The sequence below is a fragment of the Kitasatospora sp. NRRL B-11411 genome (assembly GCF_000721345.1).
In the GTDB taxonomy this organism is placed as follows: Bacteria; Actinomycetota; Actinomycetes; order Streptomycetales; family Streptomycetaceae; genus Kitasatospora; species Kitasatospora cineracea.
Genome location: NZ_JOGH01000032.1, coordinates 34,201 through 52,407, shown reverse-complemented (window position 1 = coordinate 52,407; position 18,207 = coordinate 34,201). Strand labels below are relative to the sequence as shown.

Here is an 18,207-nt window from a genome sequence, read left to right as displayed (position 1 = left end):
CGGGAATCCGGGATTCCTAGATTCCTCCTCGAACCAACCGGCCAACCGACCGACCGGTCAACCGACCGATCGACCGGTCAACCGGCCCTGGACGAAACCGAGTTCACGAGGGGGAAAGTGTGGCTGACCTAGAGGTGGGCGTACTGGCGATCGGCGCCGGCCCGGCGAACCTGGCCCTCGCCGCCGCGATCGAGGAGAGCGGCTCCGCCGAACTGGCCCGGAACACCCTGCTGTTGGAGCAGGCCCCGGACATCAAGTGGCAGCGCGACCTGCTGATGCCCTGGGCCCGCAGCCAGGTGTCCTTCCTGAAGGACCTGGTGACGCTGCGCGACCCGCGCAGCCGCTTCTCGTTCCTCAACTTCCTGCACCAGCACGACCGTTTGGACCAGTTCATCAACCTGGGCACCTTCCACCCGCACCGCTGGGAGTTCTCCGACTACCTCCAGTGGGTGGCCCGCTCGCTGGAGCAGGTGCGGATCCGCTACGACGCCAAGGCCACCGCCACCGAGCCGCGCCACGACGCCGACGGCAAGCTGATCGGCTGGCAGGTCACCCTCGCCGACGGCGACACCATCCGCTGCCGCGACCTGGTCGTCGGCGCCGGCCGCGACATGCACATCCCCGCGGTCTTCGCCGACCTGCCCGCCGAGAAGGTCATCCACAGCGCCCGCTTCCGCAGCCGGATCAACGCCGTCGACAAGGACGCCCCGCTGCGCACCGTGGTGGTCGGCGGCGCGCAGAGCGCCGCCGAGATGTTCATGGCGCTGTACGAGAACCTGCCGAACTCCACCGTCACCATGCTGGTCCGCTCGATCGGCCTGCAGAACTACCAGACCAGCAAGTTCGTCAACGAGCTGTTCTACCCGTCCTTCGTCGACGAGTTCTTCGACGCCCCGGCCGACACCCGCGCCCAACTCCTGGACGAGATGCGGTTCACCAACTACGCCGCGCTCGCCCCGCCGTTCCTGGACGAGCTGTACATGCTGCTGTACCGGGAGAAGATGATCGGCACCGGCCGGGCCGAGGTCCGGGCGATGACCGAGGTCGCCGCCGCCCGCGAGGAGGACGGCGAGGTGGTCCTCGACCTGCGCGACCGGCGCACCGGCAAGGTCACCGAGCTCCGCTGCGACCTGGTCCTGCTCGGCACCGGCTACGACAGCCGGATGCCGTCCCTGGTGCGGGAGTTGACCGGCAAGACCGGACTGTCCGAGGTCTCCGTCAGCCGCGACTACCGGGTCGACCTGGGCACCGGCACCGACGCCGCGCTCTACCTCCAGGGCGTCAACGAGGCCACCCACGGCATCGCGGACTCGCTGATCAGCGTGCTCGCCCACCGGGCCCGCGACATCACCGGCGACCTGCTGGAGCGCCACGGCCTCACCCCGGCCGGTGCCCGCTGATGGCCGCGCTGCTGGTGATCGCCCCCGGCCCCACCGCCAACGGGGACCTGCACCTGGGCCACCTGGCCGGCCCGTTCCTGTCCGCCGACGTGTGCGCCCGCTACGCCCGCGCCACCGGCCGTGACAGCCTGTTCGGCACCGGCGTCCACTTCACCCAGAACTACATCGTCACCACCGCCCGCCGGCTCGGCGAGGCCCCCGAGGAACTGCGGCTGCGCGCCGCCGAGCAGGTCGAGGCCACCCTGGCCGCGGCCGGCATCGTCCCCGACGGCTTCGTCCGGTTCGACGAGCGCTACCTCAAGACCGTCCGCACCTTCTTCGAACGGCTGCACGGCGAAGGCCACCTGCGCCTGCGCAAGGTGCGCTTCCCGTACCTGCCGGACACCGGCGAGTACCTCACCGACGCCTACGTCCGCGGCGGCTGCCCGGTCTGCCTCGCCGAGGGCTGCGCCGGGCTGTGCGAGAACTGCGGCCACTGGATCGCCTCCGGCGACCTGCTCGACCCGCGCTCCACCCGGCACCCCGAACTCCCGGTCGAACTCCGGGAGAAGGAGGTCCTGGTGCTGCCGCTGGAGGAGCACCGCACCGCGCTCGCCAGCCACTTCGCCCGGCTCGCCCCCACCATGCGGCCCCGGCTCGCCCAGCTGGTCGAGGAGCTGATGGCCCGCCGGCTGCCCGACTACCCGATCACCCTGCCGATCGACTGGGGCATCCCCGCCCCGTTCGCCGAGACCCCCGGCCAGGTGCTGTACTCCGACACCGAGACCGTCGCCTGGAGCCTGCACGCCATCGCGCTGGCCGCCGAGTCCCGCGGCGAGGTGCCCGGCGACGAGGAACGGCACTGGGCACTGGAGGCCGGGCCCGAAGTGGCCTACTTCTTCGGCTCCGACGCCAGCTTCGCCTTCGCGCTGGCCGGCACCGCCATGCTGCTCGCCCTCGGCGGCCTCGCGCTGCCCGCGCACTTCGTCACCAACGAGTTCTACGAACTCGACAGCGACAAGTTCTCCACCAGCCGCGGCCACGTCGTCACCGGCCGCCAGCTCACCGCCGAAGTCCCGCGCGACCTCGCCCGCTACTACCTGGCCGCCACCGGCCCCGACTTCCAGCGCACCAACTTCACCCGCGCCGCCATGGACCGGGTCTGCGGCCAGCGCCTGGTCGAACCGTGGAACCGGGTCGCCGCCAAGGCCGAGGCGTACCTCGACCGCGGCCCGCTGCCGGTCAGCGCCCGCTCCCGGCACGCCGCCGCCCTGATCGCCGAACGCTTCGCGGCCGCCCTGCGCCCGCGCCGCTTCAGCCTCAGCGCCGCCGCCTTCACCCTCACCGAACAGCTCGGCCGGCTCGACCGCTGGGAGGTCACCGACGCCGACGCCGGCGACTTCTGGCACGAACTCGACCTGTTCCTGCGCTGCGCCGCCCCGCTGCTGGTCGACCTCGGCGCCGAGGGTCTGCCCGACCCCGCCATCCCCGCCGAACCCACCGCCACCACCGTCCGGCCCCGCGCCCTGCCCCGGCTGGCGACCGGCCTGCGCGGCGGTGCGCGCGGCGGTCCGCGCGGCGGTGCGCGCGGCGGCGGACGGTGAGCACCGCCGCGCACGTGGTGGTGGTCGGCGCGGGCGTCACCGGCCTGCTCACCGCCGTCGCCTGCGCCCGGGCCGGGCACCGGGTCACCGTGCTGGAACGCGGCCCGCTGCCCAACCCCGACGCCACCTCGCACGACCAGCACCGCGCCCTGCGCACCCTGCTGCCCGGCGACCCCGACGGCACCGCCCGCCGGATCGCCGCGCACCGCCACTGGGAAGACCTGGAAACCCTGTTCGGCACCCCGCTGCACCGCCGGGTCGGCACGCTCACCGCCCACCCCGCGGAACGGGTCGACGAACTGCTCGCCGAGGCCGGCGAGGCCGGCGTCCCGGTCGACCTGCCGGCGCCGGACGCCCTCCCGCCGCTCGGCCTGCCGCCCGGCACCGTCGGGGTGCGCGAGCGCACCGGCGGCGTGCTGCTCGCCGACCGGGTGCTGCGGGCCGCCGCCCGCTGGCTGACCGCCCGGCCCGGGGTGGCGCTGCGCCCGCACAGCACCGTCCGCTCGGTGTTCACCGGCTCCGGCCGGATCGTGCTGGACACCGGCGAGGTGCTCCGCGGCGACCTCGCCCTGCTGGCCGGCGGCCCGTGGACCCGCCGGCTGGCCGACAGCCCGGTCACGCTGTACCGGCAGACCATGCTCTACCTGGGGCGGCCGGACGGTGCCGTGACCAGTGGCGACGAGGGCCCCGGCGGCGACCGCTGGGACGACGCCCCCGCCGCGGGCGGCCTCGGCCGGGCGGGCCGCGGCTGGGTGCTGCCGCCCGGCGCCGGCACCCTGCTCAAGCTCAGCTCCGACACCGTGTGCCGCCCCGTCGCGGACACCGACAGCCGCGGCGAGGACCAGCAGCCGTACCTGGACCGGCTCGCCGCCGAGGGCGTCCTGCCCGACCTGGAGCGCTACCCCGTGGCCGGCGTCCGGGTCTGCCACTACACCGCGGACACCGCCACCGGCGGCCCGCTGCTCACCCGGGTCTCCCCGGGCCTGTGGACCCGCGCCGCGTGCGGCGGCAGCGGGTTCTCCACCGCTCCGCTGGTCGCGGAACGCATCGCCGAGGCAGTGAAGGAGGAGGCGTGACCGACGACGACAAGCCACCGATCGGCGTCCTCGACACGCTCAGAGCCACCCCGACCACCGTCCGCTACCTGCTCGGCGGCGTCCTGGTCAACCAGCTCGGCGCGTTCGTCCAGACCTTCCTGGTGCTGTACCTGACGCACCGGGGGATGTCCGGCGGCACCGCGGGCCTGGCGCTCGCCGCGTACAGCCTGGGCACCGTGTTCGGCACCGTGCTCGGCGGGGAGATCACCCACCGGCTCGGGGCGCGCACCACCATCGTCGCGGCGATGGCCGGCTCCGCGCCGCTGGTCGCGGTGCTGCCGCTGCTGGCCCGGCCCGGGCGGGTCCCGGTGCTGCTGGCGGCGATCGCGCTGGCCGGCCTGTTCGCCCAGGCGTACCGGCCCGCCGCCTCGGTGCTGCTCAGCGACCTGATGCCGGAGCGCTACCAGGTGATGGCGTTCTCCATGATGCGGATCGCCCTGAACACCGGCGCCGCGCTCGCCCCGCTGATCGCCGCCGGGGTGATCCTGCTCGACTGGGACCTGCTGTTCTGGCTGGACGGCGCCACCACCCTGGTCTACGCGCTGCTCGCGTACCGGCTGCTGCCCCGGCACGCGGCGCCCGAGCAGGCGTCCGAACCGGCGGCCGCCCCCCGGACGAGGGCCGAGCGCCGCTCCGGCGGCCGGGCCGCGTACGGGCTGATGCTCCGGGACCGGGCCTACCTCGCCTACCTGGCGGCGGTGGTGCTCGGGACGGTCGCCTACGTGCAGTCCTCGATCTCGCTGCCGCTGGAGATCGTCCACGACGGCTACCCGACCTGGCTGTACAGCGCGGTGCTGACCGCCTCCTCGCTGGTGCTGATCACCTGCGAGCTGAAGATCACCGCGTACATCACCCGGATCCCCACCCACCTCGCGGTCGGCGTCGGCCACCTGGTCAACTCGGTCGGGCTGGCCGCCTACGGGCTGGCCGTGCACTCCGGGGCGTTCGTGCTGTTCGGCGCGGTGCTCGCGGTCAGCGGCCTGATGATCGCCGGGCCCAGCATGTTCGCCCACCCGGCCACCTTCCCGGCCGGGTCGAAGGCCCGCTACCTGGCCACCATGCAGGCCGCGGCCGGCCTGGCCTCGGCGGTCGGACCGCTGTTCGGCGTCTGGGCCTGGACGCACCTGCACGCCGGGTTCTGGGTGCTGATGGCCCTGGTCAACGGCCTGGCCGGGGTGCTCGCCCTGCTCGGCACCAAGCACCGGGCGGACCGGGCGGACACCGCCCGGCCGGACACCGCCCCGGAACCCGTGGGGGAGACCGCATGAACGCGCCCGACCGGCCGCGGCCGGTGCTGATCGTCGGCTACGTGGCCTTCGCGGTGCCCGCCGTCGCCGCCTTCCAGGGCCCCGACTCGGTGGTGTACGTCGAGGAACCGGACGTCGCCCGCAAGCGGCACCTCGCCGAGGCCGTCCAACACATCGACTACGCGCGCGAGTTGATCGAGTGGGAGTACCACCTGCCGGGCCGGGCGGACGCCTTCTACGCCGCCCGCCCCGAACTCGACCCGGTCGCGGTGATCCCGGCCGTCGAGTACGCGGTGCCGTTCGCGGCCCGGCTCGCGGAGCGCTACGGGCTGCCCGGCGCGGGCCTCGGCGCGGCCCAACTGCTGCGCGACAAGCACCAGTTGCGGGTGGTCGCGGCCGCCGCCGGGATCGCCGGCCCGGCCAGCGAACCGGTCGCCGACGCCGCCGCCCTGGCCGGCTTCCTGGCCCGGCACCCCGGCCCGGCGGTGCTCAAGCCCGCCAACCGGCAGGCGTCGGTCGGCACCCTGGTGGTCCACGGCCCCGAGGAGGTCGAGGCGGCCTGGGCGTTCGGACAGGCCCAGGACGAGGGCGCGTTCGTCCCGGACCGGCCGATCGCCCCCGTCATGCTGGCCGAACAGTACGTCCGGGGGTCGGAGTTCAGCGTCGAGATGCTGGTCGAGGGCGGCCGCCCGGTGTTCGCCAACACCACCGGCAAGCTGCTCTACCCCGGCCGGTACCCGATCGAGGCCGGACACACCGTCCCGGCCGAACTCCCGGTCGAAACCCACGAGTTGCTGGCCGCCGAGACCGAACGGCTGGCCGCCGCGGTCGGCTTCGGCACCGGCGTGCTGCACTGCGAGTGGATCCTGGCCGACGGCGTCCCGGTGCTGGTCGAGTGCGCCGGACGGCTGCCCGGCGACTCGATCACCGACCTGATCGAGGCCGCCTACCCCGTCGAGCTGACCCGAGCCTACTTCGCCCTGATGCGCGGCGAGGACCCCGGCCCGCTGCCCGCCAAGGCCGAACGCGCCACCGCCGCCGCCTTCCTGGCCCCCGACCGGCCCGGCACCGTCACCGCCGTGCACGGCCTGGACGCGGCCGCCGCCGCCGCGGGCGTGCAGCTCGCCGCGGTCGGCATCGCCCCCGGCCACCGCGCCGCCGGCCTGCGCAGCTCCTGGGACCGGGTCGGCATCGTCACCACCCTCGCCGACACCCCCGCCGAGGCCCGCCGGCTGGCCGACGAGGCCGCCGCACTGGTCCGGTTCGACATCGACCCCCTCGCGGAGGAGGAATCATGACGGAACATCAGCAAACGTCGCCGGACACCCTGCTGGTGATCGGCAGCGGACTCAAGGAGTACCGCGAGTACCTGGTCGGCCCGATGAGCCGCCGGGCCCGCGCCGCCGGCCTGGAACTGCTGCTGGTCAACAACCTGCGGCCGACCTGGCAGCGCGAGTACTTCGACGAGATCGTGGTCGCCGACGTCTTCGACACCGCCACCATGAACGCCACCGTCCGGGAGATCGCCGCCCGCAGGCACGTCGTCGGCCTGCTCTGCTGGGACGAGCCGCTGGTGCTGGACGCCGGCCTGCTGGCCGCCGAACTCGGCGTCCCCGGCCTGTCCGAGCGCGGCGTGCGCGGCGTGCGCGACAAGGAGCGCACCCGCACCGTGCTCACCGCCGCCGGCCTGCGCCAGCCCGGTTTCGCGCTCACCACGAGCCCGGCCGAGGCCCGGGCCGCCGCCGCCCGGATCGGCTACCCGGTGGTGCTCAAGCCGCGCGCCATGGGCGCCAGCATCGGCGTGGTGTTCGCCGCCGACGAGCAGGAACTCGACGAGGCGTTCCGCACCGCGCTGTCCGCCAGCGAGGTCGACCCCGGCCCGTACCGGGCCAGCGTGATCGTCGAGGAGTACGCGGGCGGCCCGGAGATCAGCGTGGACGGCGCCGTCCACAAGGGCGAGTACCTGCCGCTGTTCCTGGCCCGCAAGTACAGCAGCGACGAGCCGTACTTCGAGGAGGTCGGCCACATCGTCGACGCCGCCGACCCGCTGCTCGCCGACCCCGCGCTGCTGGCCCACCTGGCCGACGCGCACCGGGCGCTCGGCGTCGAGGACGGCATCACCCACACCGAGCTGCGGCTCACCCCGCGCGGCCCGCTGATCGTCGAGGTCAACGGCCGGCTCGGCGGCGACCTGATCCCGCTGCTGGGCCGGATCGCCACCGGCATCGAGCCCGGCGAGGTGCTGTTCGACGTCGCCGTGGGCCGCCGCCCGGAGACCGCGCCGAGCCGCACCGCGGTGGCCGGCATCCGCTTCGGCTGCCCCGAACAGGACTGCCGGCTCGAAGAGTTGACCCTCCCCGAGCCCGGCGACGCGCCCGGCCTGCGGCACGCCGCGCCGATGGCCCCGCCCGGCACCGTGCTGCGGCTGCCCCCCGGCGGCTACCTGGCCCGGCACTCCTTCGTGATCTGCGAGGCCGACAGCCTCCCCGCCTGCGAACAGCGCCTGGCCGACGCCGCCGCCCTGGTCGAGGCGCGGGTCTCCGCGGTCGGCCCGGCCGACCCGCAGGCCCCGTTCGCCATGCCCGCCGGGCTGCTGGACGTGGACCGGTGAGCGCCGCCGCGGCCCTGGACGCCGCCGAGATCCTGCGCCGGGCCCGGGAGCTGGCGCCGGTGCTGCGGGAGAAGGCCCCGGCGATCGAGGCCAACCGCACGCTGCCCGCCGAGGTGGTCGAACTGCTGCGCGCCACCGGCGTGTTCCGGATGTGCTTCGCCCGCTCCTGGGGCGGCCCCGAACTCACCTCGCTGGAACAGCTGGAGGTGGTGGAGGCGCTCGCGTACGGCGACGCCTCGGCCGCCTGGTGCGCCGTGATCGGCGCCAACAGCGGCCTGCTGGCCAACTTCCTGCACCAGTCCGTGGTCAGGGACGTCTACCCCGACCTGGACCTGATCACCGCGGGCGTGCTCGCCCCCGCCGGCCGGGCCGAGCGCGTCCCCGGCGGCTTCAAGCTCAGCGGCCGCTGGTCGTTCGGCTCCGGCATCGCGCACAGCGACTGGGTCACCTCCGGCGCCTTCCTGTTCCAGGACGGCGAGCCCTGGGCCGAGCCCGGCAGCCCGCACGCGCACGACTCCCGGCAGTTCCTGGTGCCCCGCTCCGCCGTCGAACTCGTCCCGAACTGGGACACCACCGGCCTGCGCGGGACCGGCAGTTGCGACTACACGATGGACGGCGTGTTCGTCCCCGAGGAGCACACCTTCACCTTCTGGGAGGTCCGCGGCGCCCCGAGCCCGCTCGCCCAGCCGGACTCCTTCATGCGCGCCCTGTGCGGCGTCCCGCTCGGGGTGGCCCGGGCCGCCCTCGACCACGTCCGCGAGGTCGCCACCGCCCGTTACGACCGGATGGCCGGCCGCAGCTGGGCCGACAGCTGGCGGGTGCAGACCGAACTCGCCCGCTGCGAGGCCGAGTTCAACGCCGCCCGGGAGGGCGCCCGGGCCGCCGCCCGGCGCCAGTGGGAGGTGCTGGCGGCCGGCGGCACCCTGGACGACCTCACCCCGGACGAGCGGGCCGCCTCCCCGCTCGCCTGGCTGCACGCCTTCCGGGCCTCCCGGGCCGTCGTCGTCCGGCTCTACGACCTGCTGCAGACCTGGTCGATCAACCGCTCCTCGCCGATGGACCGCTGGCTGCGCGACACCGCCGTGATGTGCCAGAACCTCACCGCCCAGGACGCGGTGCTGGAGTCGGTCGGCGCCTACCTGCTCGGCCGGCCGCCGCTGTTCCGGATCAGCCTCGGCCTCTCCACCTGAACGACTCCAGCCGAACGACGACTGCCCACCGCAGAAGGAGAAACGACCCGATGACATCGGAAATCCTGCGCCGCGCCCAGGAGTTGGCGCCGGTGCTGCGGGAGAAGGCCCCGGCGATCGAGGCCAACCGCACGCTGCCCGCCGAGGTGGTCGAACTGCTGCGCGCCACCGGCGTGTTCGGCATGTGCTACGGCCCCGAGTGGGGCGGCCCCGGCCTCACCTCGATGCAGCAGACCGAGGTGGTGGAGGCGCTCGCGTACGGCGACGCCTCGGCCGCCTGGTGCGCCGTGATCGGCGCCAACACCGGCATCTACGCCAACTTCCTGGACCAGACCGTCGCCAAGGAGGTCTTCCCGCGCCTGGACCTGGTGGTGGCCGGCCTGCTCCAGCCCTCGGGCCGGGCCGAGCGCGTCCCCGGCGGCTTCAAGCTCAGCGGCCGCTGGTCGTTCGGCTCCGGCATCAAGCACGCCGACTGGGTGACCTCCGGCGCCTTCCTGTTCCAGGACGGCGAGCCCTGGGCCGAGCCCGGCAGCAAGCACGCGCACGACTCCCGGCAGTTCCTGGTCCGCCGCGAACAGGTCGAGGTGATCGATAACTGGGACACCACCGGCCTGTGCGGCAGCGGCAGTTGCGACTACACGATGACCGACGTGTTCGTCCCCGAGGAGCACACCTACACCTTCGCCACCCCGCAGGGCCGCCCCGGCCCGCTCGCCCAGCCGGACTCCTTCACTCGGGCGATGTGCGGCGTCCCGCTCGGCGTGGCCCGGGCGGCGCTCGACCACGCCCGCGAGGTCGCCACCACCCGCTACGACCGGATGGCCGGCCGCAGCTGGGCCGACAGCTGGCGGGTGCAGACCGAACTCGCCCGGCTGGAAGCCGAGTTCAACGCCGCCCGGGCGGGCGTGTACGGCTCGATGCACCGCCAGTGGGAGGTGCTGGCGGCCGGCGGCACCCTGGACGACCTCACCCCCACCGAGCGGGCCGCCTCCCCGCTGTCCTGGCTGCACGCCTTCCGCAGCTCCCGGGACATCGTGGCCCGGCTCTACGACCTGCTGCAGACCTGGTCGATCAACCGCACCTCGCCGATGGACCGCTGGCTGCGCGACACCGCCGTCCTCGCCCAGCACCTGGTCGCCCAGGACCGCATCCTGCAGTCCGCCGGCGCCTACCTGCTGGGCGCCGAGCCCGAGTTCGGCATCAGCCTCGGCCTGGTCTGACCCCGCGAACCCCAACCCACGAGGGAGGCAACCCCGATGAGCAGACTCGTCCTGCTGGTCAACCCGAACAAGGTGCATCCGCCGATCGCCCCCTACGCCCTCGACGTGCTCACCACCGCGCTGGAGGACGACGGCTTCGAAGTGGAGGTGCTCGACCTGACCTTCCGCCGCGACGACTGGAAGACCTGCCTGCACGAGTACTTCGCCGAACGCTCCCCGATGCTGGTCGGGGTGACCGTCCGCAACACCGACACCGTGTACGCCTTCGAGCAGCGCCCGTTCGTCGGCGAGCACCGGGAGATCATCACCGAGATCCGCCGGCTCACCGACGCGCCCGTGGTCGGCGGCGGGATCGGCTTCTCCACCATGCCGTTCGCGCTGGTCGAGTACTTCGGCATCGACTACGGGGTGAAGGGCCCCGGCGAGAAGATCCTCTGCGAACTGGCCGCCGCCGTCGCCGAGGGACGCGACACCGCCGGCATCCCCGGCCTGATCCGCAACACCGCCCGCGGCGCCGTCCGGGTCCCGCCCGCGGTGCTCACCGTCCGCCACGGACAGACCCAACTCGCCGAGGCCACAGGCCAGTTCGAGCCCCGGGTGTGGCAGGTCGACCGGCTCTCGGTGTACCGGCGGCGCTCCGGCGTCCCGCGCCGGGTCGACAACCTGGAGTACTACCGGCGCGGCGGCCTCGGCTCCATCCTGACCAAGAACGGCTGCGCCTACCGCTGCTCGCACTGCGTCGAACCCGACGCCAAGGGCACCCGCTACGGGCAGCGCGAACTCGCCTCCGTGGTCGACGAGATGGAGTCGCTGGCCGCGCAGGGCATCCTGGACCAGCACACCACCGACAGCGAGTTCAACCTCTCGATCGCGCACGCCAAGAACCTGCTGCGGGAGATCGTCCGCCGCCGGCACGCCGACCCGGACAACCCGCTGAACGGCCTGCGGCTCTGGGTCTACTGCCAACCCAGCCCGTTCGACGAGGAGTTCGCCGACCTGCTGGCCGAGGCCGGCTGCCGCGGCGTCAACGTCGGCAGCGACCACATCCGCCCCGAGGTGCTCAGCGGCTGGAAGGTCACCGAGAAGGGCGGCACCTACTACACCTTCGCCGACACCGAGCGGCTGGTCCGGCTGTGCCACGAGCGCGGCATCCTCACCATGGTCGAGGCGCTGTTCGGCATGCCGGGGGAGACCCCCGAGACGGTCCGCGCCTGCGTGGACGCCTTCATGGCGCTGGACGCCACCGTCACCGGCTTCTCGCTCGGCCTGCGGCTGTTCCCGTACACCCCGATGGGCATCGACATCGCCGAACGCTGCGCGGGCGTGCGCACCGTCCCCGGCCTGCAGTCCAACACCGCCGACGGCCCGATCGTGCTCAAGCCGCTGCGGATGTGCGGCTCCCCGGCCGAGTACGAGCGGCAGTTCATGTTCGACGAGCACGGCAACTTCCGGCTGGTCTGCTACTTCTCGCCCGACCTGCTGCCCGACCCGGCCCGCGCCGCCGACCCCGCCGAACGCTGGCACGGCGCGGTCGCCGACCTGTGGGCGCTGATCGACCCGGCCGACCACCACCGGGTCATGCTCCCCACCGTCGAGGGCATGAGCGAGCACGACAACAACTACGCCGACAACCCCTTCCTCACCAGCCTCGGCGGCCTCGGCTACACCGGCGCGTTCTGGTCGCACTGGCGCGGCCGCGAGGAGATCATGCGCAAGGCCCGGGAAGTCGCCGTCCAATCCTCACATCTGCCAACTCCTGCGTGACATTGTGCACTTGAGGCACCGAATTGATCAGATCATGATGATGTAACGGAATCATCACTACCGGTGATCAACTCCGGGACCGCACCGCACCACCGCCGCACCACCACACGCCGCGAGGGGACGATGAACCAGCACGGGACCACCACGCCGCTGACCGTGCTGCTCGCCGACGCCCAGCCCGCCGTCCGCCGGGGCGTCCGCTCCATGGTCGAGGCCGGCGGCGGCGCGGCCGTGGTCGACGAGGCCGGCACCACCGGCGAGGTGCTCGCCGCCACCGCCCGGCACCGCCCCGACGTCCTGGTCCTCGACCCGCAGATGGACGACGGCACCGGCATGCGGATGATCAGCCAGGTCCTGCGCCTCACCCCGGAGACCGGCGTCCTGGTGTTCAGCCCCTTCGACGACGACAAGGCCGTCGCCGCCGCCTTCCACGCCGGCGCCCGCGGCTACCTGGTCAAACGCGCCACCGCCGACCAGATCGTCCGCGGCATCCACGCCGTCGGCGCCGGCGAGGCCATCCTCGACCGGGTCATCGCCGCCCGCCTCGGCACCCTGATCGGCACCGGCCAGCGCCCGCGCAGCTACCCGTTCCCGCAGCTCAGCGACCGCGAACGGGACGTCCTCGAACACCTCGCCGCCGGCCGCTCCAACACCTTCATCGCCCGCGAACTCGCCCTCGCCTCCAAGACCGTCAGCAACCGGATCTCCGGCATCCTCGGCAAACTCGGCGTCGCCGACCGCGCCCAGGCCCTGGTCCTCGCCCGCGACGCCGGCCTCGGCCACGCCCCCGCCCGCTGACCCGGTCCGCCCACCTCCCGAACCCGAACCCGAGCCTTCGAACGGAGCCCCGCCATGCCCGAAACCGTGGTGATCCGGCGCCAGGAACCCGACCACCTCGAACGCGCCCACGGCCTCGACCTCCGCCTCCTCCACCCCTGGGGCGACCTCACCGCCCCCTTCCACGGCGCCTGGTGCGTCCTGCGCCCCGGCGACCTCACCGACACCCACCAGCACACCGAACGCGAACTCTTCGTCTGCATCAGCGGAAGCGGCGAGATCCGCACCGCCGACACCAGCCACCCCGTCACCGCCGGCGACCTCGTCCTGCTCCCCGCCGACACCGACCACGCCGTCGCCAACCCGCACGACACCGACTTCGCCTACTACGCCATCTGGTGGCAGGCATGAACCCGCCGCCCCCCGACCGCCTCGACTACGAAGGCCGCCGCTTCCACGCCCCCGACGGCGACCGCCGCACCACCGCCCTCTACCACCAGCAGGACGACCTGGTCTGGGCCGAGATCACCGGCGGCACCGTCCAACGCGGCTGGACCGCCGGCACCCGCCAACCCGACGGCACCCTCGCCATGGGCTACACCTTCGTCCTCACCGACGGCCAGGTCGTCTGCGGCCGCACCCACAACACCCCCACCCTCACCCCCGACGGCCGCATCCGCCTCCACGAGACCTGGGAACGCTACGGCCCCCACCCCACCACCGGCACCTCCACCATCGAAGAGATCGCCCCGTGACCCCCGCCGACTGGACGCTGCTCGACAAGCACACCACCGGCCCCCTGCTGCGCCCCGGGGACGCGGCCTTCCAGGAGTCCTCCGCCGCGTTCAACGAGCGCTGGGCGCACCGCGCGCCCGTCGCCGTGCTGCGGGCCGCCGACGCCGCGGACGTGCTGCGGGCGATCGACTGGGCCCGGGACCACGGGGTGCCGATCGTCCCGCGCGGGGGCGGCCACTCGTACGCCGGGCACTCGGTGAACTCCGGCCTGGTGGTGGACCTGCGGGCGCTGGACGCGATCGCCGTCGACCCCGCCACCGGCAGGGTCACCGTCGGCGGCGGCGTCCTGACCGGCGCGCTGTACGCCGCGCTGCGCCCGCACGGGCTGGCGCTGCCGCTCGGCAACGGCGCGGGCGTCGGCATCGCCGGCCTGGCGCTCGGCGGCGGCTCGGCCGCGACCTCCCGCCGGTTCGGGCTGACGGCCGACACGCTGCGCGCCACCACCCTGGCCACCGCCGCCGGCACCGTCCTGACCTGCGACGCCGAGCAGCACGAGGACCTGTACTGGGCCTGCCGGGGCGGTGGCGGCGGCAACTTCGGGATCAACCTGGACCTGACCTTCCAGGCCGTCGAGGCCCCCGCCGCCGCCACCTGCCTGCTGCTCTGGGAGGCCGCCCACGCCGCCGAAGTCCTGTTCGCCGTCCAGCAGTTGATGCTCACCGCCCCCGAGGAGACCTCGCTGCGCCTGGGCGTCGCCCGCTCCGGCGGCCGCACGGTGGTCTCCGCCGTCGGCCTGCACCTGGGCCCGGCCGCCGAGCTGCGCGAACTGCTCGCCCCGGCGTTCGCGGCCGCCCCGCCGCTGCGCGCGGAGCTCGCCGACCGGCCGTTCTGGGACGCGATGGACTACCTGAAGCACGAGACCAGCGGCGGGGCGTTCGCGGTCCGCACCCACTTCGCCGCCCGCCCGCTGCCGCCGGAGGCCCTGACGGCCGCGCTGGCCCACCTGGCGGCCGCGCCGCCGAGCGGCAACGCCGACGGCTGCGGGTTCGCCCTGTTCGGCTGGGGCGGCGCGATCAACCGGGTCGACCCGGCGGCCACCGCGTTCGTCCACCGCGACGCCCGGTACCTGGTCAGCCTGGACACCTCCTGGCTGCCCGGCGAGGACCCGGCCCCGCACCTCGCCCACCTCGCCGGACTCGATCACCTGATCGCCCCGCACGCGACCGGCGGCGCCTACCTGAACTTCACCGACCCGGACCTGCGGGACTGGCGCGCGGCCTACTACGGTGCGAACTACCCGAGGCTGGTCGCCACCAAGCGCCGCCACGACCCGGACGGGCTGTTCGCCTTCCCGCAGTCCATCGGCAGCTGAAGACCCCAAGTGCCCTCGTGCGCAACGAAACTGACTGACCGTCAGTCACTGCGCCATGCCCGGAAGGAGACACCACCGTGTCGCCGCGTACCGCCACCCCGCGCCACTACCTGATGTGCCGGCCCGCGCACTTCACCGTCGACTACTCGATCAACCCGTGGATGGACCCGGCCAAGCCGACCGACACCGGCACCGCCCTCGCCCAGTGGGACCAGCTGCACGCACTGTTCCAACGCCTGGGCCACACCGTGGAGTTGATCGAACCGCTGCCCGGCCTGCCGGACATGGTGTTCGCCGCCAACGGCGCCACCACCCTGGACGGCAGGGTGCTCGGCGCCCGCTTCCGCCACCCCGAGCGGGCCGCCGAGGGCCCCGCGTACGCCGACTGGTTCCGCGAGCGCGGCTGGCGGGTCAAGGACGCCGAGCGGGTCAACGAGGGCGAGGGCGACCTGCTGGTGGCGGGCGACCGGATCCTGGCCGGCACCGGCTTCCGCACCGAGGCCGCCGCGCACGCCGAGGCGGCGGAGTTCCTCGGCCGCGAGGTGGTGACCCTGCGGCTGGTCGACCCGCGCCACTACCACCTGGACACCGCGCTCGCGGTGCTCAGCGACACCGAGGTCATGTACTACCCGCCGGCCTTCGACGCCGCCTCCCGCGCCGTCCTGGAGCGCCTCTACCCGGACGCGCTGCTGGCCGGCGCCGACGACGCCCGGGTGTTCGGCCTGAACGCGGTCTCCGACGGCGCCAACGTGGTCCTCCCGGAGGCCGCCGTCGGCCTCGCCGAGCAACTGCGCGAACGCGGCTTCACCCCGATCGGCGTCGACCTGACCGAGCTGCTCCGGGCCGGCGGCGCCGTCAAGTGCTGCACCCTGGAACTGCGCCACTGACCCCGCGGAACGGCGGGGCCCGGACCGCACCAGCGGCCCGGGCCCCGCCCGCTTCACTGCCTCACGCTCACACCAGGTCGAAGCGGTCCAGCTCCATCACCTTGGTCCAGGCGGCGGCGAAGTCCTTGACGAACTTCTCCTTGGCGTCGTCCGAGGCGTACACCTCGGCCAGCGCCCGCAGCTCCGAGTTGGAGCCGAACACCAGGTCGGCCCGGGTGCCGGTCCACTTGACCGCGCCGGAGGCGTCGCGGCCCTCGTACACCGTGTTGTCCGAGGCGACCGCGGACCAGGTGACGCCCAGGTCCAGCAGGTTGGTGAAGAAGTCGTTCGACAGGGTGCCCGGCCGGTCGGTGAACACGCCGTGCTGCGAGCCGCCGGTGTTGGCGCCCAGCACCCGCAGGCCGCCGACCAGCACGGTCAGCTCGGGGGCGGACAGGTTCAGCAGGTTGGCCTTGTCCACCAGCAGGTACTCGGCCGGGAGCCGGGTGCCCTTGCCCTGGTAGTTGCGGAACCCGTCGGCCTGCGGCTCCAGCGCGGCGAACGACTCGACGTCGGTCTTCTCCTGGGTGGCGTCCACCCGGCCGGGGCGGAAGCCCACCTCGACCTCGACGCCGCCCTCCTTCGCGGCCCGCTCGACCGCCGCGGTGCCGCCGAGCACGATCAGGTCGGCCAGCGAGACCTGCTTGCCGCCCTGCGCGTTGAACTCCTGCTGCACGCCCTCCAGCACCCGCAGCACCTGCGCCAGCTGCTCCGGGTCGTTGGCCTCCCAGCCGCGCTGCGGCTCCAGCCGGATCCGGGCGCCGTTGGCGCCGCCGCGCTTGTCACTGCCGCGGAAGGACGCCGCCGCGGCCCACGCGGTGGACACCAGCTGGGCGGTGGTCAGCCCGGAGTCCAGCAGCTTCGCCTTGAGCGCCGCCACGTCCGCCGCGTCGATCGGCTCGCCCTGGGCGGCCGGCAGCGGGTCCTGCCAGAGCAGCTCCTCGGACGGCACCTCCGGGCCGAGGTAGCGGACGACCGGGCCCATGTCGCGGTGGGTCAGCTTGTACCAGGCGCGGGCGAAGGCGTCCGCGAAGGCCGCCGGGTCGTTCAGGAAGCGGCGGGAGATCTGCTCGTACACCGGGTCGAAGCGCAGCGACAGGTCGGTGGTGAGCATCTGCGGGGCGTGCTTCTTCGCCGGGTCGAAGGCGTCCGGCACGGTGCCCTCGCCGGCGCCGCCCTTCGGCTTCCACTGGTGCGCCCCGGCGGGCGACTTCGTCAGCTCCCACTCGTAGCCGAACAGGATCTCGAAGAAGGAGTTGTCCCAGGTGGTCGGGGTGTTGGTCCAGGTCACCTCCAGGCCGGAGGTGATCGCGTCGGCGCCCTTGCCGGAGCCGTAGCCGCTCTTCCAGCCGAGGCCCTGCTCCTCCAGCCCCGCGCCCTCGGGGGCCTCGCCGACGTTGTCCGCCGGGCCCGCGCCGTGGGTCTTGCCGAAGGTGTGGCCGCCGGCGATCAGCGCGACGGTCTCCTCGTCGTTCATCGCCATCCGGCGGAAGGTCTCGCGGATGTCGCGGGCCGCCGCGATCGGGTCCGGGTTGCCGTTGGGGCCCTCCGGGTTGACGTAGATCAGGCCCATCTGGACGGCACCCAGCGGCTCCTCCAGCTGGCGGTCGCCGGTGTAGCGCTCGTCGCCCAGCCAGGTGGTCTCCGGGCCCCAGTACACGTCCTCGTCGGCCTCCCAGACGTCCGCCCGGCCGCCGCCGAAGCCGAAGGTCTCGAAGCCCATCGACTCCAGCGCCACGTTGCCCGACAGGATCAGCAGGTCGGCCCAGGACAGCGCCTGGCCGTACTTCTGCTTGACCGGCCAGAGCAGGCGGCGGGCCTTGTCCAGGTTGGCGTTGTCCGGCCAGGAGTTGAGCGGGGCGAAGCGCTGCTGGCCGGCGCCCGCGCCGCCGCGGCCGTCGGAGATCCGGTAGGTGCCGGCGCTGTGCCAGGCCATCCGGATGATCAGCGGGCCGTAGTGGCCGAAGTCGGCCGGCCACCAGTCCTGCGAGGTGGTGAGCACGGTCGCGATGTCGCGCTTGACGGCCGCCAGGTCGAGCGCGGAGAAGGCCGCCGGGTAGTCGAAGTCCGCGCCCAGCGGGTTCGCCACGGCCGGGTTCTTCGCCAGGATCTTCAGGTTCAGCCGGTGCGGCCACCACTGCTGGTTGCCGCCGCCCTGGGTCGGATGGGCGGCCCGGCCGTGCGCGACCGGGCAGCCGCCCGCACCCTCGGACTTGGGGTCGGTGACGATGGCGTCGTCGTTCTCGGGCATGGGGAAGTCCCTCCGGGTCGGGCGGATCACGTTC

The 18,207-nt window shown here is 73.8% G+C and carries 15 protein-coding genes; 14 read left to right on the top strand and 1 reads right to left on the bottom strand.

The window, feature by feature from the left end; genetic code table 11:
• The first annotated feature begins 119 nt into the window (after positions 1-119).
• From IH44_RS0117090 to ddaH, 14 genes are all read left to right on the top strand, one after another.
• Complete coding sequence (locus tag IH44_RS0117090) at positions 120-1,400, top strand: SidA/IucD/PvdA family monooxygenase (RefSeq protein ID WP_030460439.1); 1,281 nt, start codon at positions 120-122, stop codon at positions 1,398-1,400.
• Positions 1,400-2,983 carry a class I tRNA ligase family protein gene (locus IH44_RS0117085; RefSeq protein ID WP_051816996.1) on the top strand — a complete coding sequence of 528 codons (1,584 nt, stop codon included), beginning with the start codon at positions 1,400-1,402 and terminating at the stop codon, positions 2,981-2,983. Before IH44_RS0117090 ends, IH44_RS0117085 begins: the two co-directional genes overlap by 1 nt.
• Entirely contained in the window at positions 2,980-4,059 is a 1,080-nt protein-coding gene (locus tag IH44_RS0117080; protein WP_030460437.1) for an FAD-binding oxidoreductase, read from the top strand. Before IH44_RS0117085 ends, IH44_RS0117080 begins: the two co-directional genes overlap by 4 nt.
• On the top strand, positions 4,056-5,348 hold the full coding sequence (locus IH44_RS0117075) for an MFS transporter (RefSeq protein ID WP_030460436.1): 1,293 nt from the start codon (positions 4,056-4,058) through the stop codon (positions 5,346-5,348). Before IH44_RS0117080 ends, IH44_RS0117075 begins: the two co-directional genes overlap by 4 nt.
• Positions 5,345-6,625, top strand: a complete 1,281-nt coding sequence (locus IH44_RS0117070; RefSeq protein ID WP_030460435.1) for an ATP-grasp domain-containing protein — start codon at positions 5,345-5,347, stop codon at positions 6,623-6,625. Before IH44_RS0117075 ends, IH44_RS0117070 begins: the two co-directional genes overlap by 4 nt.
• Complete coding sequence (locus IH44_RS0117065) at positions 6,622-7,938, top strand: ATP-grasp domain-containing protein (RefSeq protein ID WP_030460434.1); 1,317 nt, start codon at positions 6,622-6,624, stop codon at positions 7,936-7,938. The genes IH44_RS0117070 and IH44_RS0117065 overlap by 4 nt, the downstream gene beginning before the upstream one ends.
• Entirely contained in the window at positions 7,935-9,128 is a 1,194-nt protein-coding gene (locus tag IH44_RS0117060; RefSeq protein ID WP_030460433.1) for an acyl-CoA dehydrogenase family protein, read from the top strand. Before IH44_RS0117065 ends, IH44_RS0117060 begins: the two co-directional genes overlap by 4 nt.
• Before the next feature lie 50 nt (positions 9,129-9,178).
• Entirely contained in the window at positions 9,179-10,348 is a 1,170-nt protein-coding gene (locus IH44_RS0117055) for an acyl-CoA dehydrogenase family protein (protein ID WP_030460432.1), read from the top strand.
• A gap of 36 nt (positions 10,349-10,384) precedes the next feature.
• Positions 10,385-12,112, top strand: coding sequence for a tryptophan 2-C-methyltransferase (gene tsrT, locus IH44_RS0117050; RefSeq protein WP_030460431.1), 1,728 nt, complete (start codon positions 10,385-10,387; stop codon positions 12,110-12,112).
• A 63-nt stretch (positions 12,113-12,175) separates the two neighbouring features.
• Positions 12,176-12,910: a response regulator transcription factor gene (locus IH44_RS0117045; RefSeq protein WP_232794975.1), complete on the top strand. Its 735-nt coding sequence runs from the start codon at positions 12,176-12,178 to the stop codon at positions 12,908-12,910.
• 54 nt (positions 12,911-12,964) lie between these two features.
• The gene (locus tag IH44_RS0117040; RefSeq protein WP_051816995.1) at positions 12,965-13,300 is read left to right on the top strand and encodes a cupin domain-containing protein; all 336 of its coding nucleotides are present in this window, start codon (positions 12,965-12,967) and stop codon (positions 13,298-13,300) included.
• Positions 13,297-13,644, top strand: a complete 348-nt coding sequence (locus IH44_RS0117035; RefSeq protein WP_030460428.1) for a hypothetical protein — start codon at positions 13,297-13,299, stop codon at positions 13,642-13,644. Before IH44_RS0117040 ends, IH44_RS0117035 begins: the two co-directional genes overlap by 4 nt.
• A complete protein-coding gene (locus IH44_RS0117030; RefSeq protein ID WP_030460427.1) occupies positions 13,641-14,996 on the top strand; it encodes an FAD-binding oxidoreductase in 1,356 nt (451 codons plus the stop codon). The genes IH44_RS0117035 and IH44_RS0117030 overlap by 4 nt, the downstream gene beginning before the upstream one ends.
• A 77-nt stretch (positions 14,997-15,073) precedes the next feature.
• Positions 15,074-15,883 (top strand): dimethylargininase, encoded by an 810-nt coding sequence (gene ddaH, locus IH44_RS0117025; RefSeq protein ID WP_030460426.1) that lies wholly within the window; start codon positions 15,074-15,076, stop codon positions 15,881-15,883.
• A gap of 67 nt (positions 15,884-15,950) precedes the next feature.
• On the opposite strand, the gene katG is transcribed toward ddaH, so the two are convergent.
• Positions 15,951-18,173 (bottom strand): catalase/peroxidase HPI, encoded by a 2,223-nt coding sequence (gene katG, locus IH44_RS0117020; protein ID WP_030460425.1) that lies wholly within the window; start codon positions 18,171-18,173, stop codon positions 15,951-15,953.
• Between the last annotated feature and the right edge of the window lie 34 nt (positions 18,174-18,207).

Coding starts and splice junctions, on each gene's coding strand:
- IH44_RS0117085 (WP_051816996.1), top strand. CDS start 1,400: ATGGCCGCGCTGCTGGTGATCGCCCCCGGCCCCACCGCCAACGGGGAC.
- IH44_RS0117070 (WP_030460435.1), top strand. CDS start 5,345: ATGAACGCGCCCGACCGGCCGCGGCCGGTGCTGATCGTCGGCTACGTG.
- IH44_RS0117065 (WP_030460434.1), top strand. CDS start 6,622: ATGACGGAACATCAGCAAACGTCGCCGGACACCCTGCTGGTGATCGGC.
- IH44_RS0117055 (WP_030460432.1), top strand. CDS start 9,179: ATGACATCGGAAATCCTGCGCCGCGCCCAGGAGTTGGCGCCGGTGCTG.
- tsrT (WP_030460431.1), top strand. CDS start 10,385: ATGAGCAGACTCGTCCTGCTGGTCAACCCGAACAAGGTGCATCCGCCG.
- IH44_RS0117040 (WP_051816995.1), top strand. CDS start 12,965: ATGCCCGAAACCGTGGTGATCCGGCGCCAGGAACCCGACCACCTCGAA.
- IH44_RS0117035 (WP_030460428.1), top strand. CDS start 13,297: ATGAACCCGCCGCCCCCCGACCGCCTCGACTACGAAGGCCGCCGCTTC.
- katG (WP_030460425.1), bottom strand. CDS start 18,173: ATGCCCGAGAACGACGACGCCATCGTCACCGACCCCAAGTCCGAGGGT.